We start from the raw sequence: 22,895 nt of genomic DNA, 5'->3' as shown, positions 1-22,895 counted from the left end.
TGTTCAGGAGTCTGGAGAGTGACGAAAAGGATGGGCTTTCTTCATAGACCGCGAAGCCACGAAGGCTCGAAGACTCAAAGGTTTCTTGGTGGTTTTGTGTTTTAGTGCCTTTGTGGTGAGCCCACGAAAGTAGCCACTCCCGGAATCTGAGTCTATGGGGCGGGCGTATTTCTGAGTTTGCGGTTGGATGCAAGTAGAACGGCGAACATTCCAATTCCAAGCACAAACAGTCCGCATAGCAGGGCCGGGAGAAAATTGAACAGCCATTCCGGCCTGCCAACCGATTCGCCGAGGACGGAGAGACCCATCCCTGCGGCGCATGCATTCCAAATGCCGTGGACCAAGGTGGCGGCAAGGTATGCGCCGACCAACAGTTTGATATGCTTCTCCTTAACCGCTGAAACGATCCCCCAGCCGACCAGGCCCGATGTTGCCATGTGCAGGAGGCTGGTGCCTGCACGTATGCTGACGATGACCGCCCAGCTGACCGAGCCGTCCGCGCTTGCGTTCAGGCTTTCGAATAATGCGAATGCCGCACCGCTGATCAAGCCCATCACAAAACCCTGAGCGGGCGACTCGATCTGTCTTGCAAAAAGCCAGACTGCCAGCGGTTTGAACAATTCCTCCACCAGCGGGACAAGCACTGCAATGTACCCGATGCCTGTTGCAATGGCGACGGGGTTTGTGATGAACGGTGAAAGTAAATTCAGGATTACGGTCTCGTTTGTTTCAAGTTCAAGGATGCGAACGAGACTCAATATCTCCTCAAAGAGCGACGGGTTGAATATGGCGACCAGCACAGAGCCGCCTATGCCGATTCCCAAAAGCGCAGCGATTTCAATCGTGAGCATGATCAAAGGAGCAAGGGTCATGCTCAGGCCGAGTACGGCAAAAACGCGCCAGCGCGGACCGATCTCCAGTCCGTTTGCCCCAATGCCGAACAACAGCCAGATGGGCGGGGCGATCACGAGCACGGTCAAGACAGGCAGGGTCATCCAGCCCAGCCACGCGATCCCTGTGAAGGAAACCATTCCGCCGATGATCACGGAGAAAGACACAACCCCAATGATTGCGAAAACCTGCCAGCCTGCAAAGGGAAATTCGAACGGCAGATTGGCTTGTTCATATCCCCTTGCTTTTTGCAGGACAAACCATGAGCACACGATTAAAACAAACAGTTCAAACCCAAAGGCAAAGGCACTGATCATTTCGGCCGCCGGGTTGCCTCTGTTTGTAAGCAGCCTGACCAGCGAGGAAATACCCAGCCCGGATGAAATTAAAAGGAATGCCACCGCACTGATTCCAAAAACGATCAGTGTCAGAACGGATGCCCAATGGGTTTTGTTTGCCTGCATTATTTCTCTTCTATCGTCACGCTGATGATCTTATCACCCGGCGGCAGGAGTGCTCCCTGTTCGGTGTCACGCGGTGTTAATTGCTCTGCCACATCCAGGCCGCTGAGCACGCGTCCGAAGATCGTGTATGCGCCGTCCAGGTGCGGCGCGGGGGCGAATGTAATGAAGAACTGGCTGCCATTTGTATCGGGTCCGGAGTTTGCCATGCCAAGCAAACCGGGCCTGTCGAATTTCAGGGTATTGATCTCATTATTGAAAAAATAGCCGGGGTTGCCCCTGCCTGTGCCGCTGGGGTCGCCCGCCTGCGCTGCAAAGCCTGGGATCACACGGTGAAAGGTCACGCCGTCAAACCAGCCTGCGCGTGCCAGGAACACAAATGAATTCACCGCCAGCGGCGCCTTGTCGGGATACAACTCGATCAGGATGTCGCCTTTTTCTGTTTCGAGCACGGCAATGTACTGTTTCGAAGGGTCGATATTGAACGGCGGGCATTCCGTGAACTGTTTTTTTCCAAGGGCGATCAAACCGATGGTATCACTTATGTTTTTGTAATCGAGAAGAAAGAATTGGCCGCCGTTCAAGAGGATCAGCGGAACGGCGGGAATCTTCAACTGCCTTGCCGCCTCATACATCGACATCAGCCTGGTGTTTGTTTCATCGGCATGGATTGTCGCCCGCAGCCGGTCGCCGTCCAGGCCGATCTTTGCGGCCTCCCTTATCACCCAGGCATCGAACTCGCCCGTCCGTAAATGGATCCACTCATCGTACCTTACGAACAGCAGGTCATACATGGCCCAGAACCGGCCCTGCTCATCCGCGGCCAGCGCAGCGAGCATGGCCCGCTCCGATTTATCCAAAACGCCGATCAATGGCAGGGGGCGGAAAACGAAACGCACATCATCGTGATTCCGCATCAACTCCGCAATGACAGTTGCCATGCTCCTGCATCCCTGCGACTGGAAATCGCAGTATTCAATAAGGGTCACGGGGGCATCCACGGGACCAATGGAAAAATCCCCCGCGCTGACGGGCGGGAAATCAGATGCGGAGTTCGGAACGGGAGTGGGTTCGACGAGAACAACGGAACAACCAACCGCGGGTGTGGGTGTATCCAGGATGATCGGGTCTTCAACGATCAGCACAGGCGTGGATGGGATTTCTGTTTCATGGGCGCACGCGCCAAGCATGAAGATGCTCGCACCGCACAGCAGCAATGTCAACAGGGTATGTTTCATTTATTGGTTAACTGCCTTCTGTAATTGTTCGAAACTCCACATCCACGACATGGTATTTACGAAATCTGCCAGCGATTCGCTTTGGGCGCGCAAGGCGCGCACGGCGGGACCGACGGGGTCTTCTCCCGCCGCGCCGCCGGGCGTATCCGCATATGCACCGTAAAACGCAAAATATGCCTGGTTGATCTTGCGAAGCAAGTAGCCGTTCTCCAGGAATATCAGGCGGCGTTCCTCCATGTAGGCCTCCGCCTCCTCGATCCTGCCCTCCGCAAGCAGGGTGTCGGTTGTGATGCGGGTTGCATGCATTTCTGCGCGGAAGTCAAATTGGGCGCGCGGAATAGCTGCGGGGTGGGGATGCTTAAACGGAGCAGAGATCAGGCTTGGGCCTGTCCTGAATGTGATCGGCGGGTTTGAGGGGGAAGCGGTTTGGAGTTCGGGATAAAAGCGTTCGATGACCAGTGCGCCGATCTCATCCCCTGCAATGGATGCGGTGGTCTCGTTCATGGTGCGGAGTTCAGGTGTATTGTCATATAAGAATCCAAGCGGGCGGAGTGTGAGGTAGTTATGGATCCATTCATGCGCGATAGTGTTGAGCATCCAGTTAAAATTCGTGGTGCGCATGACCATCGTCGGATACACGCCTACGCCACCGATGTTCACCACGAGCGAGGCTGTGTTAAGTCCGCCGTCCACGCGACCTTCGAGCGCGGCTTGTTCAGCGACTGTCAAATTTGTGTCCACGGAGATGTTGGCGATCTGCTGAATGCGGTCGCGCGGGGAAACGATGAGTGCCATGGGAAGGGGGGTGGAGTGATACCACACGTTCGGTACGGGCTGACCGACAGTGGTCAGCCCGATCTCCGCCAGGATCTGACTGACCTGTTCCTGCAGGATTGCCTCTGCGAGCGGGGCAAGTTCGCTTTGTCTTGCATGTAGTTTGGCAAGTTCGCTGCGCAACGACCCGGAGGCGAGTTCCTTTTCGGTGATTGCGGCGTCTGCATAGATCTGTGCAAGCACATGTTCCTTTTCAAGGATAAGCTGTGTGGCTCGCAGGTATTCGTTGACGATCTGCTTTTGCGTGCCGCGCTCGAGGGTGTGGGGCAGCCCGACGGATGCGGCGCGCATCTTGACCACTGCGGCATTCGACATCCAGGTGATGTAATTGAATTCGATGCGGCGCGTATAGGCGCGCACCTTTTCGATGGGATTGGTGATGGAAGGGTTGCCATAGCCTGTCAGTGCGGCGAGAAGTACGAGCGCTGTGATTATTTCGAGCCCGCGTAGAATGCGTTGAAACATGGGCTGGATTATAACAAAATCGCAGGGCGGGGCTGAACAGCCCCGCCCTGCTTGTGCACCCTGCCCTCACAACAGGTTATTTCTTGTTTTTCAAATAATCGTCGATGGCAAGCGCCGCTCTTCTTCCGCCGACCATGGCTGTGACAACGAGGTCTGGTCCGGTGACACAGTCGCCTGCGGAGAATACGCCTTCGCGCGTGGTTTCGCCGCTGGCTTTGTTCTTGACGCTGATCAAGCCCCAGCTATGGGTTTCAAGATCCGGCGTGGTTTTACCGATGATCGGATCGGGCCAGTAACCGAGCGCCAGGATGGCTGTATCCGCAGCGACGCTGAAATTCGAGCCTTCCACCGGAACGGGCTTGCGGCGTCCCTTTGCGTCCGGTTCGCCCAGTTTCATTTCAATACACTCAACAGCCGCGAGTTTTCCATCCGCACCGGCGATGAATTTAACGGGCTGGGTGAGGAAGCGGTATTTAGCACCCTCCTCCCGCGCCATTTGCCGGTCTTTCTTTCCGCCGGGCATTTCCTTTTCCGTGCGGCGGTACAGGCAGGTGACATCCTCCGCGCCGAGGCGGAGTGCGGTTCGCAGACAATCGGAGGCTGTGTCGCCGCCGCCGATGACCACGACGCGCCTGCCGATTTCAAGCGGCCGGCGCATGTCTTCGGGGAGCAGTTCAGGTTCCACATTCCCACGGATGAGGAAGTCTGTGGCTTCATACACGCCCGGCAAATCTGTGCCGGGCGTATCCTCCATTTTTGCATCGATCTCGGAACCAACGCCGATGAATACAGCTTCAAAGCCTTCTTTAAACAGGCCATCGATGGTTTTGTCTTTTCCAATGTAGGTGTTTGGCACAAATTTCACACCGGCACGTTCAAACTCCTCCCATTTTTCCTGCCAGACATCCTTGGGCAGTTTGAAATTTGGAATGCCGTACACAAGCAGTCCGCCGGGCGCAGGTTTGGATTCGAATATGGTTACGCCATACCCTTTTTGTACAAGGATGTCCGCGCAGCCCAGCCCGGCGGGACCTGCGCCGATGATGGCAACTTTCATTCCATTCGGTGAGCCGACGGGGATCGCATATCCCTGCGTACGGCGTTCATAATCCACTGTGAAGGCTTCCAATTCGCCGCAAAGCACGGGCTGGTGATGTTTGTTCAAAACACATGAACCCTGGCATAGCGCTTCATGTGGACAGACCCGTCCGCACACTTCGGGGAGCGTGCTGGTTTTGTGATAGATACCAGCCGCTTCCACAAAACGACCCTGCTCGATCAGCCACATGGCGGAGGGGATGTCATTGGCGGTTGGGCAGGCAACCATGCAGGGGGCGGGGTCGGGACAATGAATACAACGCGCCGCTTCCAGCATGGCGCGTTCAGGGTCAAATTCGATGACCACATCGTCGAAGTCGCAGGTACGGACTTCGGGCGGGCGCAGGTCGAGGTCGAAAAATGGACGGTTTGCGCGTTCCTTGCGGTCAATTGCCAAAAATTCACTGGGGACAGCCTGCATCATGCCTCCGAATCAATATGAAAACGTACATATAAAGTCGCTGCTGTGATGATACCCAATCTATTCGGACAGACATAGGCGTAAATGTCACCAAACCAAAAGACAATCGTCACAAATTACTTGTTAGACAATTATTAATGTCGGGCATTAAAAGGGTTCAATTTCACGCACCTGAATTAGAATCGCCCTACACATTTTTTACTCAATCGTTTGGTACACTCCATTGCGCAGTCTCGTAAGATTACCCATGGATTGGCTGACTGTATTTACGGAGGATTGCATTAATGAAACAATTTTTCACAAGATTTTCCCGCCGCACCTGGATCATTATGGGTGTGGTTGTCATCGTTTTGCTGATTGTCGTCTTTGCGACTTCAGGCGGGGAACCGGCTGCGCTTTTTGAAACGACGGCTGTTGAACGCGGGAATTTGGTTGCCTCCGTCGGCGCTACGGGGAGTGTCCGCGCGAGGCAAAGCGCCACGCTCATCTGGCAGACGAACGGGATCGTGGAGACTGTCAATGTGCAGGTGGGAAGCCGCGTCTCTCGTGACGATGTGCTGGCGCGCCTTGATAAGACAACGCTCAGCCAGAACATTATCCTCGCAGAGGCAGATTTGGTGGGCGCGCAAAAGTCCCTGGACGATTTGCTCATCTCCAACACCGCCCTGCTCGAAGCGCAACAGGCTGTGGACAAAGCGGAAAAGGCATATGACAAGGCGTATAACTGGCGCATAAAATTGAACGGAAAGATTGACATCAAGGACTATGTCTACGACCAGTTCGGCAACCTTAAAGTAAGGGAATACAGGGGGTACGCCAGCCAGGCGACCATTGACCAGGCGGATAAAGACCTTGCACTGGCGGAATCCCGGCTCAACGATGCCCGCCGTGCCTATGAGCGCCTCCTAAGGGGCCCGGACTCTGATGAGGTTGCCGCCGCACAAGCGCGGGTTGCCGCCGCACAAGCCACACTGAATCAAGCTCGGTTGACCGCGCCTTTTGATGGGACGATCACTCAATTGAATCCCGCCGTTGGAGACCAGGTCTCTGCCGGGACAGTTGGATTCCGCATTGATGATCTTTCGCATTTGCTGGTGGATGTACAGGTTTCCGAAGTGGATATAAACAGCATCGCTGTCGGTCAACCTGCGGCGTTGACATTTGATGCGATCCTCGGCAGGGAATATCATGGCAAGGTTGTGCAGGTGGGGCAGGCTGGCGACACGCTGCAAGGCGTGGTCAGCTTTACCGTGACCATGGAACTGACCGATGCTGACGAACTGGTAAAACCCGGAATGACTGCGGCTGTCAGCATTGTGGTGGAGGAGGTGAAGGACATACTCCTGATACCCAACCGCTCCGTCCGCCTGGTGGATGGGAGTCGAGTGGTGTACCTGCTTGAAAATGGCATGCCGGTTCAGGTCAAAATAAGACTCGGTGCGTCATCCGATACGATGAGCGTCCTTGTGGGAGGTGATATCAACGAGGGTGACCTGATCATCCTTAATCCGCCGTCGCTTAATGGGGGCATGTTTGGAGGCTGAAATGGATTGGGTGATCGAAGCGCGCAACCTGACAAAAACCTATATGATGGGCGAGTTCGAAGTGCGGGCTTTGCACGATGTTTCCTTTAATATCGAGCGCGGTGAAATGATTTCCATTATGGGGCCTTCGGGCTCGGGCAAATCCACCATGATGAATACGCTGGGCTGTCTGGACAGGCCGACCTCCGGCGAATATATTCTGGATGGGGAGTCGGTCGCTGATATGGACGATGACCAGCTCGCCAGTGTCCGCAACCGCAAGGTGGGCTTTGTCTTTCAAAGTTTTAATTTACTTTCGCGTTTGACCGCACTTGGGAATGTGGAACTGCCTTTGCGCTACGCAGGATTAACAGAAGGACGCCGTGAACGCGCGCAGGCTGCATTGGAGGCGGTGGGCTTGAGCGACCGTATGACACACCGCCCGTATGAACTTTCCGGCGGGCAGCAGCAGCGCGTTGCGGTCGCCCGCGCCCTGGTCAACAATCCCGCCATTATCATGGCGGATGAACCGACTGGAAATTTGGATTCCAAGGTCGGAAAAGAGATCATGAACCTTTTGCTCAGCCTGAACAAGGACCTCGGCACCACATTGATCATCGTCACGCATGATGCCGCTGTTGCCGAACAAACCCAGCGAGTCATCCGCCTGCGCGACGGTGAGCTCGACCTCTCTGTTGAAGAAAAGAAGGGGAGGATGCAATGACCTTTTGGCAGGCTGTCATCGAGGCGCTTGAAAGTTTGAACGGGAATAAGATGCGTTCCGGGCTGACGGTGCTGGGTATTGTCATCGGTGTGGCGGCGGTGATCGCCATGCTTGCGGTTGGCAATGGCGCGCAGGCATCCATTACGGGTTCGATATCCGATATTGGCACCAACCTGTTGTTCGTCTTCAGCGGCGGGATGCAGCAGGGCGGCGGACCTGGCGGACCGCGAGGCGGGAGTGGAAGCGGAAACAATATCCGCCCGCTCACGCTTGGGGATGCCGAGGCGATCTCCGATCCCTTTGCCGCGCCTTCGGTGGATTCGGTTGCGCCTGTGATACAGGGCAACGGGAGCCTGGCTTTCTCCGGCGAGAACACCACCACAACCATCAGCGGCATCACGCCTGCGTATGCGCCTGTCCGCAACATGCAGGTGGCGGAGGGTGAATTCATAAATGAAGAACACCTGCTCGGCAGAATGTCCGTTGTCGTGTTGGGACCCGAAACCGCCATTGCGCTGTTCGGTCATGCCGACGGCCTGATCGGGGAGACGATCCGCATCGAAGGACAGCCCTTCCGCGTGATCGGCGTTTTGGTGGAAAAGGGTGGCGGCGCGTTCGGGAGTGAGGACAATGCCGCATACATCCCGTTCACCACGGCCCAGGCGCGTCTGATCAAACGCAGTGCGCGAGATGAAGTGGATGTCATCTTTGTGCAGGCGACCACCGCGGAAGCGGTCCCGCAAGCGGTGGAGGAGATTTCCAATATTATCCGCCAGCGTCATCGCACGCCCATCGGCGCGGATGATTTCAGCGTCTTCACCCAGCAGGATTTTTTGCAAACCTTCGAAACCATCACCGGTGTTCTGACCATTTTTCTTGGCGGCATTGCAGGCATCTCCCTGCTCGTGGGCGGCATTGGCATCATGAATATCATGCTGGTCTCTGTCACTGAACGTACCAGGGAGATCGGCCTCCGCAAGGCATTGGGCGCGCGCAAACGGGATATCCTGCTTCAGTTCCTGACCGAGTCTTCCCTGCTCAGTTTGATCGGCGGCATCATCGGCATCATGTTCGGCTGGCTGATCGCTTATATCGTCGGTCAGGTTGCCGTCGCCACCGGGAATAATTTTGTCCCCATCGTCGGCACGGATGCGATCATCCTTTCGACGAGTTTCTCGGCCGTCATCGGCCTGTTCTTCGGCATCTATCCCGCCAGCCGCGCCGCGAATCTTGAGCCCGTGGAAGCCCTGCGCTACGAGTAGTCATGTCAAAATCCCGGAAGGTTTTATACACCCTGAGCCTTTTTCTTTTTCTTCAGGGATGTTTTCCACAGCAGGCGCTGGACAATGGATCGCAAACTCTGGAGGTGAAGATTACGCCCCCCCCGACCGTCACAACAGCGCCTCCGGCCATGCCGACAGCTGTTCCAACAACCTCCGTGGAGCCTCCTTCCACGGTTGAACCGCAGGTGACCATCACCGCGGTCAAGGGCAATCTCTACATACGTCGCGGGCCGGGTCTGCCCTATAACCAGATCGGTGTTCTCTATACAGGGACCAGCGCCCGCATCATCGGGCAGGATGTGCTCGCACGCTGGGTGCAGATCCGAATCCCAAATTCGGAACATACGGGCTGGGTATCCGTCATGACGGATGTCACCCGCGTCGACGGTGATCTGGATGGCGTCCCGAACTTTACCTTCACCGAATGGCCCCTGCCGGCCTATGTCAAAAACTGTACCGAACATGACCTTGTCCTTGAGCCGGGCGATATTTACCTGTTTTCCCTGTGGACCAATGCTCGATATCTGAATGAAGTGCAGGTGGATCCGGGCGTGTACACCGCCTATGATCTTTTTGTGCCCGGTGCGCCCGAAGTGCAAAAAGTGGATATTAAAGAAGGGATGACCGTCTATCTCACGGTGAACGGGCTGGGTGTCCGTCATAAATGCCCGTGAGGACGCAGTTGCTGTAGCGCCCAACCATTCGGGAGCAGGGTGTCATTTAAGTCTTCTTGCGATACAATCAAGTTATGACGGCGAGTCAAATTTCAAACGGAGGCGATCTCCGGGGGCAGAATCAGACATCCGTTGGGTTTGAGCCGTTTCTTCATGTCACATAGGAGAATATCATGTCTGAAAAACTCAATCAACTCAAGGCGATTCTTGGCGAAGTGTCCGACTTGCATCACGCCTCCAGCGTGCTGAGCTGGGATGAATCCGTGAACCTGCCGGCGGGGGGCAGCGAGGCGCGCGGACAACAGCTCGCCACGCTCGGGAAGATCGCGCAGGAAAAATTTACGTCCGATGAAGTCGGTACATTGCTGGACGCCTTGAAGGGCGAATACGGCGATGTAGAAACCGACGACGGCGCGATGCTCCGCGTGGCTGCGCGCAATTACGAAAAAGCCAAAAAAGTGCCGCCGTCGTTCGTGGCCGAACAGGCGGTGGTCGCCTCGAAGGCCTTCGAAGCGTGGGTGGAGGCGAAAGGCAAAGCGGACTTTTCCATCTTCCAGCCGCACCTCGAGAAAGTTGTGGAATTGGTGAAGCGCTATATTTCGTTCTTCCCGCCCGCCGATCACCCCTATGATGTCTTGCTCGATGATTTCGAGCCAGGCATGAAGACCTCGGAAGTGAAAGAGATCTTCGGCAGCCTGCGCCCGAAACAGGTGGAATTGATCAAAGCCATTGCGGGCTCGAAACAGGTGAAGGATGATTTCCTGCATAAAAAATACCCCGAGAAGAAAGTGTGGGATTTCAGCGAGAAGATCATCTCGAAGTTCGGGTATGATTTTTCGCGCGGCCGACAGGACAAAGCCCCGCATCCGTTCGAGACCACTTTCAGCGTGAACGATGTGCGCATCACCAACCGCTTCGAAGCGGACAGCCCCCTCTCCACCCTGTTCAGCGCCATGCACGAATCGGGGCACGCCATGTATGAGCAGGGCGTCAACCCGGCCTACGAGCGCACCCCGCTCGAAAGCGGCACCTCGCTTGCCGTGCATGAGTCCCAATCGCGCATGTGGGAAAACATCGTCGGGCGTTCCCTTCCATTCTGGGAGCATTTCTACCCCGGATTGAAAAAGACCTTCCCGACCCAGCTGGACGGTGTGGGCGTGAAAGCCTTTTACAAAGCCGTCAACAAGGTCGAGCCTTCGCTCATCCGCGTCAACGCAGACGAAGCCACCTACAACCTGCACATCATGCTGCGCCTCGAGATCGAGATCGGCATGGTGGACGGCAGCATCAAGGTCAAAGATCTGCCCGGAATTTGGAACGCGAAAATGCAGGACTATCTTGGCGTCACTCCGCCCAATGACGCGAAGGGCGTCTTGCAGGACATCCACTGGTCGGGCGGCATGCTCGGGTATTTCTCCACCTATGCGCTCGGTAACATCATCTCCGCGCAGATCTGGGAGACGGTCACCAAGGATATCCGCGATCTTGAAGACCAGTTCCGCAAAGGCAAATTTGATGAATTGCGCAGCTGGCTGACCGAAAGAATCTATGTGTACGGCACAAAATATGACCCGCAGGACCTTGTTCAAAAGGTTACCGGCTCGCGAATCGACTCTGCCGCCTATGTGCGCTATTTGACGAAGAAATATAGCGAGATCTATGGGCTGTAATTTTGGACCTGCGTCGCTGACCAAACGAGACGCCCTTTCCGTTGCGGCGCCTCTCCAATAGATGAAGCGAAACCTGTTCCTTCTCGCCTCCCTGCTTGGACTTTTGGCCGGGTGCTCACAGTCAACCACCTCCGCCCCGACGCCTCAACCGCCGGATTATCTCCCGACGATGGTTGCGTTGACCGGACAAGCCGCCTTTGCCACTGCCGATGCGCAGGTGCCAACCATCCCGCCGACGGAGACGCTGCTCCCAACCTCCACGTTGGAAGTGAAATTTGATGTTCCCAGCCCCACACCAACCTTTGTGCCTGGCTTCACCGAGTTCGCCCAGATCCGCTTTATTTCGCCTGGACCCCTGTCCAGCCTGACGTCTCCGTTCGTTTTACAGACCATCCTGGCTGCTGGTGAAAGCGACCGCATCCAGGTGGACCTGCTCGGCGAGGACGGGCGCGTCCTCCAGCGCATCCTAAAAAAATTGGACCGCAATCCAAAAGGCACCTTCCAGCGTTTCGAGCTTTCCTTTGAGATCCGTGCAGTCACCGAAGCGGGCTACATCCGTATCAGTACAAAGGATGAATTTGGACGCATCCATGCTCTGAACACCCTGCCTGTGCTGTTGTATTCCATTGGGAGCGCGCAGGTCAACCCGCCGGGCAATGTGATTTACGAACGGGTGATGGTGGAGGGACTGAAGGAGAATGCCAATTATTATGCGGGGGAGGTCGGCCTTAAAGGCCGCATCTGGACCTTCAACGAACAACCTGTTTTTGTCGAACTGATTGCGCAGGATGGCAGACCGCTGATCTCGCGCGTGCTTGCTTTGAATGGCACCGACACCCAACCCTTTGAAACCACCCTGCCCTATAAAGTGAGCGAACCGACCCCCGCGCGCCTGACCTTCCGGCAGGACAACCCGCTGTTGAGCGTCTCCGACCCTGCATTGGGGCGGCTGATCTACCTGTACAGCGTGGATGTGATCTTGAATCCGTAACCCGCCTTTCCCAAAACGAACCACGCTGTTTCTTGTGCCATTATGCCCAGAATGGGGCGAGTGGCTACTTTCGTGAGCTAACCACAAAGGCACTAAAACACAAAGGCACTAAAACACAAAGCCACCAAGAAACCTTTGAGTCTTCTAGCCTTTGTGGCTTCATGGTCTATGCAGAAAGCCCATCCTTTTAGTCACTCCCCAGAATGGGTACAAAGTGGTACTCGTGCCACAAAGTGGTATAATTCGCACGCTTTACGCTCCCCTGCGGGAGGATTTCGGGGTGTGGCTCAGACCGGTAGAGCGCACGGTTCGGGTCCGTGAGGTCGAGAGTTCAAATCTCTCCACCCCGACTGCAGTAAAGGCACGCAAGACTCCCAACCCGAGGGAGTCTTTTTTATTCAAGGTCGTTAGTTTCTCTGGACAGAGATGATACAAATGGAGGAGGAGAAATTGTCCGCGCTGCCAAAGAAGGGTGGACGGGCTGCGCTAGAGGATGTGGTGCATTGGGATAGGTGGTAAAAGAATCAAAACAGGCAGGTTCATCACCTGCCTGTTTTGATTCTTCTCTATCTACTTCTTCCTCGCCTCTTCCACCGCTGCCAGCACCTCGGGCAAATCCATGCCCAATGCGCGGAGTTTCTCAGGCGTGGGGATGCTATTTGCATCCCAGCCGCGCCGTTCGTAGACCGCGTCCATCAATTGCTCGTACTGCGCTTCGCGGTACTTGCGCAGGTGCGCTATCTTCTCTTCCGTAGACATGCCTTCGGGTTCAATTTCCACCAGCCGCTTCAACTGCTCGTCGTAGCGTTCCTGACGCGACTCGTATTCGAGTTTGGTCACGGGTCCCATCGCGCGGTAAGGCGGATAATCGTGCTTGCGCCCGACCCGTCCCATGCGGATGGCGAACACCTTCTGGAAGTTGTACACCCGTTCCGATTGCGCCAGCAGATCTTCGACCTTCGTCGGCACCCCCGTCACGCCCTGATGGATCCACGTGTAGTTTTCGACGTGCTCCTCCACCTTGGCGGGTTCTTTCGTCTCTTTATTGTTCGCGGGGGAAATGTCGTTCCACGGCAGTTTGCACAGTCCATGCAAGCTGAACCACGTCCGCCACATGGGGAAGTAATGCAGCGCCTCCGCCTTGTCTTTGAACGTCGGAAGTAAATTCTGCACCTGATCCATAAAGATCAACCACGCTTCATCATGCTGCGGACCCTTGGTCGCCATGCCATAGCCGCCCTGCTGGGCAAGCGACTCTTTGGTCAGGTATTCGGAAATTTCCATGCCTTTCATTTCCATGCCGATGTCGTGGATGAATTTCGGGTCGGCGCCGTATTCGCGCACGAAAAGCTCCTTCATGTAGCGCACGCCCTGTCCGACAATCACGCCGAAACCTTCGCCGCGCGCCATCTGGTGGATCAATTCCAACGCCGCCGCGCCGTTGCCGAAGTTCAGTTCAAGCCCGCCCGTGTGTTCTTTGGTGATGAATCCTTCTTCGTAACACTCCATCGCAAACGCAACACAGTTCGCAAATGAAATGCTGTCCACGCCGTAGGTGTCGCAATAGAAGTTGAGCTCCAACACTTTCTGCGGGTCGAAGTTGCCGATGTTCGAGCCAAGTCCAGCGGCGTTCTCGTATTCGGGTCCATCCACCAACACGCATTGACCGGCATACGGTCCAGTTTGAAGCGGGAAGTGGTCCACGCCGTGCGAGCAGCTCATCGTGCATCCCAGCCAGCATCCGTCGGGCAAACCCTGGGTGAAGGCTTCCTTCCACACTTTGGAATCAATTTTATGGGTGTCGGGATGCGAACCGTAGCGGTAGTTGTGCGTCGGCAGCAGGTCGAAATGATCCATAACTTCCACGATGTTCGCCGTGCCGACCTTGCGCATCTGGTTCTGCTTGTCGTCCAGTTCCGTGATCTCCTTGTTGATGCGCGTCCCCGCCTTGCGGATAAGCGCCATATCCGCCACGCCGTTCTTGTCGCCGCCCATGTCGGTGTAACGCACCACAATGGCTTTGATTCTTTTATCGCGGAAAACGCGCCCCGGTCCGCCGCGCCCCGCCTGCTTGAAACGCGCCTCCTTGCGCCGCACGTCATACCAGGTGGAATTGATCAACGCGATGCGCGTATGCTCCGCTGCCTGACCCGCCGACAAGACCGAGATGCCGCGCCTGCCTTTTTCATCGCCTCCATACTTGACTGTGAGTTGGTTCGCCACTTCATGCGAATCCAACGCTGTGAGCGGGTCTGACTCAATCGTCACCCTGCCCGTGTCTCCGTCAATGAAGATGACCACATCATCCGCCGCCTTGCCTTGAATTTCGATTGCATCGAAACCCGAGAATTTCAGGAAGGGCGCAAAGTACCCGCCGACATTGCTGTCGATCACATTCTCTGTCAGCGGACTGAGCGTCACCACCGTGGATTTTCCGCTGCCCGGGTACGCCGTGATGCCGCAGATCGGACCATTGGCGATGACCAGTTCATTCTGCGGGTCGTTCCATTTCGTTTGCGGCGTGACCGCATCCCAGAGCAGTTTGAGCGCAAATCCGCGCCCGCCTGTGAACAGGTCTTTCATCTGCTGCGTGACGGGCTTTTCATAAATGGAGTTGTCATCCAAATGGATGTACAACGTCCGCCCCGCATACCCGCGTTCGACGGGGCGCAGTTCGTAGGTGAATTCCTTCAAAAGGGTGGTTTCTGCAAGATCGGCAGGCATGGTCATGGGTCTGTCTCCTGTGATTTTTTATCGAAAAACTCTGGTTTCATTATCACGGAAATCCCCCCGAATGCCTACTGATGAACTTCCCCTTCCGGTAGTGTCAACAGGCAGGCTGTATTACAGCAGACTAGTTGGACAAAGGTTGGCAAGTAAGAGGTTTTGGTTGTGAGTCTTCGGAAAGCAAGTTCCACACTTACGGTGGAATGCCTCGTCGCAAAGAGCAAGTGCAACCTTCGCATTGGCTTGATCGTTCAATACTCTCCCGCAGCGCTCATGCATCCACATGAATTCCTGGCATTTGTTGATCACGCAGACAAGTTCGCCAAAGCCAGGTCTTTTCCTTTTATTAATTCATTTCTGCCCAATGTAGATTGTTCAACACGGATTTCAACTCCATGCTCAAGACATATTGAGCATGGAGTTTCATAATTTCTTTAAGTCCAGTTCCCGTGCTGAACTCGCAGACTAAATTTGACGAGATGACTTACCATATCTGTCAGCGCGAGCTCATCTCATATTCTCCATTCGGTATAATGCAGTTACACGAACATTGTCCAAGTGTGAGATCAATCTTAATAAATCAACAATATTGTCATGGGTAAATTCCCCAAAACTGAATTGCGCCAGCAGTCAAAAGCAATACTACTTTGCTTCCGTCGGGCGAGAAGACCACACGGTAAGGAACGCCAGCGATATCATTTATTTCGAATAATTTTTTGCCGCTCCCAACATCCCATAATATCATCGATTTGTCTCTAGACACTGACGCAAGGATATTGCCATCTGGTGAGAAAGCCACATCAAAAACCCTCTCAGTGTGTCCTATTAATGTAATTATCTCTTCGCCGCTTATGGCATCCCATAATTTTACCGTCGCATCGTTGGAAGCAGATGCGATGATTTTGCCGTCTGGCGAGAATTTTGTAATATGAACGTAATCCTTATGTCCATTTAATTTTTGGATTTGTTGTCCCGTACTTGCATCCCAAAGTATGATAGAGCTTGGAAGGGATACCTCTTGAAAAGATAGATTATAAGTTGTTCCGTCTGGGAACGTTGAAATTTCCGCACCTCCTGCAAAAACCTTGCCATCTGGCGATAAGGAGATTGGCGCCCCCACGCTTGTTTTGTAAACTTCACTGCCATCGGCCAAGTCCCACATGACAACCACCCCATACCTATCCTGTGACACTAGAAAATTACCGTCTTGTAAGAAGAAAATCTGAACAATGGGACGGTTATGTATTTTCGGCAAAATAAGCATTTCTTCGCCGCTAACTACTTCCCACAATCTTACAGTACCATCGTATTCTCCAGTAGCCACGATAGTACCATCCGGTGAAAAAACCAATTGTTCTGTCCGAGCGTCAGGTGCGCTGAGAGATATATTTTCATCGCTTATTGTTGTATCAAGAATCTCGATATTCTCATCGCAAGACACAGTGCCAAGTAGCTTTCCGTCCATTGAAAAGTCAATATCGTTGTGAAAGCATGAATTAATTGTATAGAGTTCTTCGCCACTAGCCGCATTCCAGATTTTCAAACCGTCGCTAAGAGCACCGAGTCCGCTAGTAGAAATGAGCGTCTGTCCATCGGGCGAGAAGGTTATTTGTTCTATTCCCCATGAACTCCCAACCCATGATTGGATTTTATCTCCGCTTGCTATATCCCAAAGAATTATAGTGTCATCTAGCGAGGTCGATGCTAATGTTTTCCCATCGGGCGAGATAGCAAACCAATTGACTTGATTTGTATGCCCTCTTAGGGTTTTTAATAAATTTCCATTATTCACGTCCCATATTTTAATGGTTGTATCTCCGGCTGCGGATAAAAATGTTTTCCCATCGGGAGCAAATGCAATGCGGGTTATCGTTGAGTTTGTGTGTCCTATGAATTTATATAACTGCTTTCCGCTAGCTATATCTAATACCTGGATCTCGCCATTGCCGTTATTTGTTTCAAAGGCGATAGTCACGCCGTCTGGCGAGAGACCAAAGACGGGAACAGTAGAATTTGCTTGAGTTGTTATAACGCTTAATTCAGTTCCAGATGCTATATCCCATATTTTGATGTTCTTGTCGTCGGCGCTTGACACAAGAGTTTTTCCGTCTGGCGCGAATGATAATTGTGACACCCTGTTGGTGTGGCCGATTAATACTTTCAATTCCTCTCCACTGACTGCATCCCAAAGAGTGATTTGATTGTCGTTTGATACTCCCGCAATAATTATGTTGTCCGGCGATATTGCGACAACTGGTAAAGAGAAAAAGCGATCACGGTCAACCCAATTATGAGTATTGATGTACTTTACTAATTGAAAACTTTGAGAATCGTATAAGTAAATCCCCGTTGATGTCCCAACTACTATTTGTTGTCCATCGGGTGAATGCACAACGCTATGTGGCGCTCCCTGCCCCCAGAGTGAAATTTCCACGAGTCTGTTAACGTTTTGTGGGGATATAACTTCGGTGTGACTAGGCACGGGTGTATTGAGCAGGGTGGGTAGCTTGGGTGTTGGAGTGACCGTGGGGGCGGGGCTGCTTGTTGGTGGTATGGTGCTTGTCGGATTTTGTGTAGAAGTATCTGCATCTGATTGCACTGAGGCAACATTCGGTGCTGATACCGAATCATCGGTTTGGACTGTCCCACAAGCAGAGAGCATGGTTGTTGTGATTAGGATTAGAGCACCAAGGCTTCGGGTTTTTGCATTCATCGCTCCTCCGTTTTTCCAGTTACGAATGCTATTTATTGTATTGTTGAAATACGATAAATTTGGTGTAATTATTCAGGTTAACTGAAGTTGCCTAACAGAAAGACCGGCGGCATGAAAGAAGCCAAGAAGTAAGTCTGGTCGACGACGCAAGCGAGCAAAACCACGATCAAGCATTGAGCGAATCTCCTCTTTAGAAGTTGGACGAGCATTTCTGAGATGTTGTTTAACATTTCCGTGACAATACTCTTCCGGATTGAGCTGTGGAGCGTAAGCAGGTAACTCTTCAATCATGATCTCAGGATGCTGGCAGAGATAAGCTTTGGTGAGCTTGCTAAGATGAATACGGGCTCGATCCCAGATCAAGATGATTTTTCCAGGTACCTGCCTACGGAGGTGTTCAAGTGCCTCAATCAAGTTATCGCTTTTTATCGAACCTTCAAAACATTTCTTGTAGATCTTGCCTGTAAGTGTCAGCGCTACGGCTGTCGATAGCGCTCGACGATCTTTGGTTACCCGTCGAAAAACGGGTCTCTTGCCAGTCCGAGCCCACGTCGTAGCCAATATTTCTTGAAAGGAGAACCCAAATTCATCCCAAAATACGATTTTTGCTTTGAGACGATGTGACTTTTTTTATCCTTGGCCAATCTCCTAGCAACCAAGCTTCCACTAACTCTTTTTCCTGTTCAATAGCCTGTGGCATTGGCTTTTGTGGACTGAAACCTAGTTTGCGCAACAATCGATTGAGGTAATTCGGATGATAAGTGACATCAAATTCTCTTTTGATCAATTTTTGGACACGGTCCAATGTCCAGCGATCAGTTGGATATCCATTCGCCAAAGCCCCTCGTTCCAGCTTCCTCTTTAAGCTTTGCTTTTGTGGATTACTCAACTTCGGCTCGCTACCAGCCGCTTTTCTTTTTTGGAGTCCGCGCATACCTTTTGTTTCTATGATTCTGGCCCATTGGCCGACCGTGGCCCGGCTTACTCCGAGGTGTCTTGAGATTTCGGCTTTTGACATTTTTCCAGCTTTCAACAGCCGTCCACCTTCAAGCCGTCTTTCTTCCATTTGTTCTCGGGTTAGGTATGATGGTTTCCATGTCATACCGACTATTGTAAATCAATCTAAGTAAACCTGAATAGTTTACTATATTTTTTTTCAATGTCAATAATCAAAATTACCTTACTTGTGTGTGGTGGAGTAATAGATCCTTTGCCCCCCTGGTTGCGCCCTAGATTTTTTGATGTTTACTGCGCAGTTCCCTGTTTTATCATGCAAATTCCTACTTCCTGAACACATTCCCCACAGCCGTGACCGTTTTCAACACCTGCGTGAGTTGTCCAAGTGAGTCTGGTAGGGTGGTCAGGCGATTTTTTATTTTCATCCTTTTTATTCCATTCACGCCCAAGGCCAAGTTTACGCAATTGCTCTAGTTGACCGATTGATTCTGGCAATTCGGTTAACTTCATGCTGCGGAGGTCAAGTTCCGTTGCGGTCGATTTCAGGGCTTGTTGGATTTGCTTTTCTGCTTCGAGGTCGGGTTGGTCATGGGGCATGGTTAGGCCCCCCCCCTTCCAACTTTCCCCACGGGGAGAAGGGCTGATACCTCGCCAAGGCGGGTTGATTTGCTGGGCGATGGATATCGTGGTTAATCATGGCAAATCAAGGGCGGCCAAAACATTTTCCACTTCGTCCAAAAACTCACTGACTTCGACAGGTCTTTGTCCCTCTTTGCCTGTATCATGTTCTTCCGGCGCGAGGTGGGTATGTCTGTGCCAGCCACCGTCCAATTCATCGCGCCCGTAAAGCCGTTGATTATTGTGGATCAAAACCAGATTGGTGGTCTGATAGCGGTCATTGTGGTAAATTTGGACAAACAGGTCGGGGGTGATGTAGAGGCGGATTTTTACGAGACTCGCGGTCTGGTCGAGTATCTCCATGCGGACGAAGTACTTGCGCCGCTCGAGTTCCTTTCCTGCGATGGCGGGCAAATGTTCCGCGTTCATGGATTTTTCTGTAATGCTTTGAGCCGTTTGATCTCATCTTGCATGTCGGCGATGCCTGTGACAGCGAGTTCCCAGTCAAAGTAGTCCTGCTCGGTCACCGAATCGGGTTTGGATGCAAGGATCGTTTTGCGGAAGGTCTCGAAATCCCGGCTGTACTTCGACTCGAATTCACGCGCCATGGATTGATATTTGATGAGGTTCTTTTGGGCGCGCTCGAGCAACAATTCTACAATTGCCTGTTCAGGTTGCAGGTTTGGGAACAATCGTTTTGCGCTGGATTCGATTGCAACAGGTAATGCCATGTCAATCTCCTTGCCGACCGATAAAAGTATAGCACAACTTAATAACTGCCCCCTGATCACTCGTACTTGTAAAACCCGCTTCCGGTCTTGCGTCCCAGATAGCCCGCATCCACCATCTTGCGCAGAAGATACGCAGGGCGATATTTATCTTCGCCCAGATCGCGCTGCAGCACCTCCATCACGAACAGCACCACATCCAGGCCGATCAAATCCGCGAGCGTGAGCGGACCCATGGGATGATTCATGCCGAGTTTCATCACCTGGTCGATCGCTTCGGGCGTGCCGACGCCCTCCTGCAAGGCGAACACCGCTTCGTTGATCATCGGGCACAAAATGCGGTTTGAGATAAAGCCGGGCGAGTCATTGGCTTCGACGGGTTCCTTGCCCATGGCCCTGCACAACTCCACGATGGTTTTTGTGGTTTCATCGGATGTGCCCAGTCCGCGGATGACTTCGACCAGTTTCATCAACGGCACGGGATTCATGAAGTGCATTCCGATGACCTTATCTGGGCGTGTAGTCACGGCGGCGATCTTTGTAATTGAAATGGACGAGGTATTGCTTGCCAATATCACACCTTCGCGCGCGTTGGCGTCCATATCTTTGAATATCTTGAATTTCAGGTCAGGGTTTTCCGTCGCGGCTTCGATGACCAGATCTGCATCCTTCATCGCCTCCATCGTGGACGTGAAGTTGATCCCGTCTGCAGCGGCTTTTTGCTCGGCTGTGAGCGTTCCCTTCTCGACCAGTTTCGCTGTGGACCTGGCAATCATCGCCTTGGCTTTCTCCAGCGCGGCAGGCGCCACGTCCATGCAGGTGACCTGGTAGCCCGAGGTCGCCGCCACCTGCGCGATGCCGTTGCCCATGGTCCCTGCACCGATGACGAAGATGTGTTTGATGGTCATTTCTTCTCCTTATTCTATGTCATTGCGAGGAGCCCGTAGGGCGATGAAGCAATCCTCAAGTTGCAGGGAGATTGCTTCGGGCTGGCGCCCTCGCAACGACATATCAGTTTTGTTTTTCTCTCCAAATTTTGACATTATTTTGAATCTGTTCGATATGCCCCGGAATATGCGCCGAGTAAATATTGATCCACTTCTCGAAAGTGTACGGCTCATCATATTCTGGATGCTTCACCGAATGAGAAAACACTTCGTCAGGCTGGCGCTTGAGTAGTTCATACGTCGTCTTGCGGACCAGTCTCGTTGTTTCCAGCGCATCCTCGATGCTGTGCTCGTGATATTTCAATGAAATCGCCCATTCATCCTGATCATATCCCATCAGCAAACCGCCGGGTTCGACGACCAGCTTCCGCGCGCGCAAGGCCGCATTGGATTCACTGTCCGCAATGTGGATGATGATCTCATGCACGCTCCATTCCTTCGGCTCGGGCTTGAACTTCATCGCCTCGGCGGGGACCTCCTCCAAGGCGGCTTTCAACAACTCATATCCGCGTCCGTATAATTCGATCTTTTCGTTAAGTTCCTTTGCATCCATTTCGTTTATTCCTATCCCGGTGGTCGAGTGCGCCGTAGGCGCGTATCGAGACCACCTGTTAACGATGAGTTTTTCATTTATTGGTGGTTTCGACTGCTTGCGCTCAACCACCGGGCATATCTAAAACTAAACGGAGATGAACCTCTCAGTCCATCTCCGTTCATCAAGGTTATTCCAATTCCACCGCCATCGCCACCGCTTCGCCGCCGCCGAGACACAACGACGCAATGCCCCGCTTCATTCCGCGGTCTTTCAGTGCGTAGAGCAGCGTCGTCAGCACGCGCGCGCCGCTCGCTCCCAGTGGGTGACCGAGCGCGATTGCCCCGCCATTTACGTTGACCTTGCTCCAATCCCAACCGTCATCTGCGAGTGCGTAGCCGTCCGCAAGGACTTGTGCAGCGAAGGCTTCGTTCAATTCGATCAAGTCAACATCCTGCATCGTCCAGCCGATCTTCTTCAACAACTTTGGCATGGCATGCGCGGGTGCGGCAAACAGGTATTTCGGCTCGACCGCCGCCTGCGCGTAGCCAACTATCCTGGCAAGAGGTTTCAACTTTTTCTTTTCGGCATACGCGCGCGAAGCCACAACCACCGCCGCCGCACCGTCACTCATTTGAGACGAATTTCCCGCCGTCACCCTGCCATCGGATTTGAAGACTGGCTTCAATTTGGACAACGCTTCCAGCGTCGTCTCTTTTCTTGGACCTTCATCCTGCTCCACGACCGTGACCTGTCCCTTCCGCCCGGGCACTTCCACGGGCACGATCTCATCCTTGAGTTTCCCAGCCTCCTGCGCGGCAACCGCTTTTTGGTGACTCTCGAACGAGAACTTGTCCATCGCCTCGCGGGTGACCTCGTACTCTTCCGCGATGAACTCGGCGGAGTTGCCCATGCCACAATTCTCGAACGGATCCCACAAACCGTCGTTGAGCAGGGCGTCGGTCATTTGTGAGTTGCCGAATTTCAACTCCCCCATGCGCCCGCTGACCAGATATGGCGCGCGGCTCATTGACTCGAATCCGCCTGCAATGAACAGGTCCCCATCCCCGGCGTGGATGGCTTGCGCCGACATCATCGCCGCCTTCAAGCCTGACCCGCAGACCTTATTCAGCGTGGTGGCGCTCACCGTAGCCGGCACCCCGCCAAAAATCCCGGCTTGACGCGCCGGGGCTTGTCCCAATCCCGCCGCCACGACGTTTCCCATCAACACTTCCTCCACCTCGGCTGGGTCAATGCCCGCGCGTTCCACTGCGGCTTTGACTGCAATGGCGCCCAGATTGGTGGCGTTCATGCCGCTCAACGCGCCTTGGAATTTTCCAATGGGAGTTCGCGCGGCGCTGAGAATCACAGCTTCTTTTTCTTTGCTCATGAGCTTCTCC

At 53.5% G+C, this 22,895-nt stretch carries 20 protein-coding genes and 1 tRNA gene; 7 read left to right on the top strand and 14 right to left on the bottom strand.

Annotation, left to right across the window (positions count from 1 at the left end; genetic code table 11):
* Positions 1–152 precede the first annotated feature (152 nt).
* The 4 genes from QY332_14370 to QY332_14355 all read right to left on the bottom strand — a co-directional run bounded on the left by QY332_14370 (position 153) and on the right by QY332_14355 (position 5,411).
* Positions 153–1,355 (bottom strand): PrsW family glutamic-type intramembrane protease, encoded by a 1,203-nt coding sequence (locus tag QY332_14370; protein ID WKZ34801.1) that lies wholly within the window; start codon positions 1,353–1,355, stop codon positions 153–155.
* A complete protein-coding gene (locus QY332_14365; protein WKZ34800.1) occupies positions 1,355–2,590 on the bottom strand; it encodes a peptidylprolyl isomerase in 1,236 nt (411 codons plus the stop codon). The genes QY332_14370 and QY332_14365 overlap by 1 nt, the downstream gene beginning before the upstream one ends.
* Positions 2,591–3,889: a hypothetical protein gene (locus QY332_14360; protein ID WKZ34799.1), complete on the bottom strand. Its 1,299-nt coding sequence runs from the start codon at positions 3,887–3,889 to the stop codon at positions 2,591–2,593.
* Positions 3,890–3,965: 76 nt separating this feature from the next.
* Complete coding sequence (locus QY332_14355; protein ID WKZ34798.1) at positions 3,966–5,411, bottom strand: NAD(P)-dependent oxidoreductase; 1,446 nt, start codon at positions 5,409–5,411, stop codon at positions 3,966–3,968.
* Positions 5,412–5,692: 281 nt separating this feature from the next.
* On the opposite strand from QY332_14355, the gene QY332_14350 reads away from it, so the two are divergent.
* From QY332_14350 to QY332_14320, 7 genes are all read left to right on the top strand, one after another.
* Positions 5,693–6,952, top strand: a complete 1,260-nt coding sequence (locus QY332_14350) for an efflux RND transporter periplasmic adaptor subunit (protein ID WKZ34797.1) — start codon at positions 5,693–5,695, stop codon at positions 6,950–6,952.
* A gap of 1 nt (position 6,953) precedes the next feature.
* Entirely contained in the window at positions 6,954–7,655 is a 702-nt protein-coding gene (locus tag QY332_14345) for an ABC transporter ATP-binding protein (protein WKZ34796.1), read from the top strand.
* Entirely contained in the window at positions 7,652–8,917 is a 1,266-nt protein-coding gene (locus QY332_14340; GenBank protein ID WKZ34795.1) for an ABC transporter permease, read from the top strand. Before QY332_14345 ends, QY332_14340 begins: the two co-directional genes overlap by 4 nt.
* Before the next feature lie 2 nt (positions 8,918–8,919).
* Positions 8,920–9,612 carry an SH3 domain-containing protein gene (locus tag QY332_14335; protein WKZ34794.1) on the top strand — a complete coding sequence of 231 codons (693 nt, stop codon included), beginning with the start codon at positions 8,920–8,922 and terminating at the stop codon, positions 9,610–9,612.
* Between the two features lie 173 nt (positions 9,613–9,785).
* A complete protein-coding gene (locus QY332_14330; GenBank protein WKZ34793.1) occupies positions 9,786–11,282 on the top strand; it encodes a carboxypeptidase M32 in 1,497 nt (498 codons plus the stop codon).
* A gap of 61 nt (positions 11,283–11,343) precedes the next feature.
* Positions 11,344–12,273, top strand: a complete 930-nt coding sequence (locus QY332_14325; GenBank protein WKZ34792.1) for a hypothetical protein — start codon at positions 11,344–11,346, stop codon at positions 12,271–12,273.
* Between the two features lie 276 nt (positions 12,274–12,549).
* Positions 12,550–12,623 (top strand) — tRNA-Pro (locus QY332_14320).
* Positions 12,624–12,843: 220 nt separating this feature from the next.
* On the opposite strand, the gene QY332_14315 is transcribed toward QY332_14320, so the two are convergent.
* From QY332_14315 to QY332_14270, 10 genes are all read right to left on the bottom strand, one after another.
* Positions 12,844–15,003 carry an aldehyde ferredoxin oxidoreductase C-terminal domain-containing protein gene (locus QY332_14315; protein WKZ34791.1) on the bottom strand — a complete coding sequence of 720 codons (2,160 nt, stop codon included), beginning with the start codon at positions 15,001–15,003 and terminating at the stop codon, positions 12,844–12,846.
* Between the two features lie 589 nt (positions 15,004–15,592).
* Complete coding sequence (locus tag QY332_14310) at positions 15,593–17,713, bottom strand: WD40 repeat domain-containing protein (GenBank protein ID WKZ34790.1); 2,121 nt, start codon at positions 17,711–17,713, stop codon at positions 15,593–15,595.
* A gap of 72 nt (positions 17,714–17,785) precedes the next feature.
* Positions 17,786–18,274, bottom strand: coding sequence for a transposase (locus tag QY332_14305; protein WKZ34789.1), 489 nt, complete (start codon positions 18,272–18,274; stop codon positions 17,786–17,788).
* A 25-nt stretch (positions 18,275–18,299) separates the two neighbouring features.
* Positions 18,300–18,779, bottom strand: a complete 480-nt coding sequence (locus QY332_14300; protein ID WKZ34788.1) for a winged helix-turn-helix domain-containing protein — start codon at positions 18,777–18,779, stop codon at positions 18,300–18,302.
* A gap of 179 nt (positions 18,780–18,958) precedes the next feature.
* Positions 18,959–19,267, bottom strand: a complete 309-nt coding sequence (locus QY332_14295) for a hypothetical protein (GenBank protein WKZ34787.1) — start codon at positions 19,265–19,267, stop codon at positions 18,959–18,961.
* A 96-nt stretch (positions 19,268–19,363) separates the two neighbouring features.
* Positions 19,364–19,717, bottom strand: a complete 354-nt coding sequence (locus tag QY332_14290) for a hypothetical protein (protein WKZ34786.1) — start codon at positions 19,715–19,717, stop codon at positions 19,364–19,366.
* Complete coding sequence (locus QY332_14285; protein WKZ34785.1) at positions 19,714–20,019, bottom strand: hypothetical protein; 306 nt, start codon at positions 20,017–20,019, stop codon at positions 19,714–19,716. Before QY332_14285 ends, QY332_14290 begins: the two co-directional genes overlap by 4 nt.
* Before the next feature lie 56 nt (positions 20,020–20,075).
* Positions 20,076–20,924 carry a 3-hydroxybutyryl-CoA dehydrogenase gene (locus QY332_14280; protein WKZ34784.1) on the bottom strand — a complete coding sequence of 283 codons (849 nt, stop codon included), beginning with the start codon at positions 20,922–20,924 and terminating at the stop codon, positions 20,076–20,078.
* Positions 20,925–21,027: 103 nt separating this feature from the next.
* Positions 21,028–21,516: a DinB family protein gene (locus tag QY332_14275; GenBank protein ID WKZ34783.1), complete on the bottom strand. Its 489-nt coding sequence runs from the start codon at positions 21,514–21,516 to the stop codon at positions 21,028–21,030.
* Between the two features lie 169 nt (positions 21,517–21,685).
* Entirely contained in the window at positions 21,686–22,885 is a 1,200-nt protein-coding gene (locus QY332_14270; GenBank protein WKZ34782.1) for an acetyl-CoA C-acetyltransferase, read from the bottom strand.
* Positions 22,886–22,895: the final 10 nt, after the last annotated feature.

The sequence above is a fragment of the Anaerolineales bacterium genome (assembly GCA_030583885.1).
Classification (GTDB): Bacteria; Chloroflexota; Anaerolineae; order Anaerolineales; family Villigracilaceae; genus Villigracilis.
This window is presented reverse-complemented; position numbering and strand designations above follow the sequence as displayed.

Excerpts from the sequence above, each read along its gene's own strand:
- QY332_14350 (WKZ34797.1), top strand. The coding sequence starts at position 5,693 with ATGAAACAATTTTTCACAAGATTTTCCCGCCGCACCTGGATCATTATG.
- QY332_14355 (WKZ34798.1), bottom strand. The coding sequence starts at position 5,411 with ATGATGCAGGCTGTCCCCAGTGAATTTTTGGCAATTGACCGCAAGGAA.
- QY332_14340 (WKZ34795.1), top strand. The coding sequence starts at position 7,652 with ATGACCTTTTGGCAGGCTGTCATCGAGGCGCTTGAAAGTTTGAACGGG.
- QY332_14310 (WKZ34790.1), bottom strand. The coding sequence starts at position 17,713 with ATGAATGCAAAAACCCGAAGCCTTGGTGCTCTAATCCTAATCACAACA.
- QY332_14270 (WKZ34782.1), bottom strand. The coding sequence starts at position 22,885 with ATGAGCAAAGAAAAAGAAGCTGTGATTCTCAGCGCCGCGCGAACTCCC.
- QY332_14290 (WKZ34786.1), bottom strand. The coding sequence starts at position 19,717 with ATGAACGCGGAACATTTGCCCGCCATCGCAGGAAAGGAACTCGAGCGG.
- QY332_14315 (WKZ34791.1), bottom strand. The coding sequence starts at position 15,003 with ATGACCATGCCTGCCGATCTTGCAGAAACCACCCTTTTGAAGGAATTC.
- QY332_14275 (WKZ34783.1), bottom strand. The coding sequence starts at position 21,516 with ATGGATGCAAAGGAACTTAACGAAAAGATCGAATTATACGGACGCGGA.
- QY332_14370 (WKZ34801.1), bottom strand. The coding sequence starts at position 1,355 with ATGCAGGCAAACAAAACCCATTGGGCATCCGTTCTGACACTGATCGTT.
- QY332_14335 (WKZ34794.1), top strand. The coding sequence starts at position 8,920 with ATGTCAAAATCCCGGAAGGTTTTATACACCCTGAGCCTTTTTCTTTTT.
- QY332_14280 (WKZ34784.1), bottom strand. The coding sequence starts at position 20,924 with ATGACCATCAAACACATCTTCGTCATCGGTGCAGGGACCATGGGCAAC.
- QY332_14330 (WKZ34793.1), top strand. The coding sequence starts at position 9,786 with ATGTCTGAAAAACTCAATCAACTCAAGGCGATTCTTGGCGAAGTGTCC.
- QY332_14285 (WKZ34785.1), bottom strand. The coding sequence starts at position 20,019 with ATGGCATTACCTGTTGCAATCGAATCCAGCGCAAAACGATTGTTCCCA.
- QY332_14300 (WKZ34788.1), bottom strand. The coding sequence starts at position 18,779 with ATGGAAGAAAGACGGCTTGAAGGTGGACGGCTGTTGAAAGCTGGAAAA.
- QY332_14365 (WKZ34800.1), bottom strand. The coding sequence starts at position 2,590 with ATGAAACATACCCTGTTGACATTGCTGCTGTGCGGTGCGAGCATCTTC.
- QY332_14295 (WKZ34787.1), bottom strand. The coding sequence starts at position 19,267 with ATGCCCCATGACCAACCCGACCTCGAAGCAGAAAAGCAAATCCAACAA.
- QY332_14345 (WKZ34796.1), top strand. The coding sequence starts at position 6,954 with ATGGATTGGGTGATCGAAGCGCGCAACCTGACAAAAACCTATATGATG.
- QY332_14360 (WKZ34799.1), bottom strand. The coding sequence starts at position 3,889 with ATGTTTCAACGCATTCTACGCGGGCTCGAAATAATCACAGCGCTCGTA.
- QY332_14325 (WKZ34792.1), top strand. The coding sequence starts at position 11,344 with ATGAAGCGAAACCTGTTCCTTCTCGCCTCCCTGCTTGGACTTTTGGCC.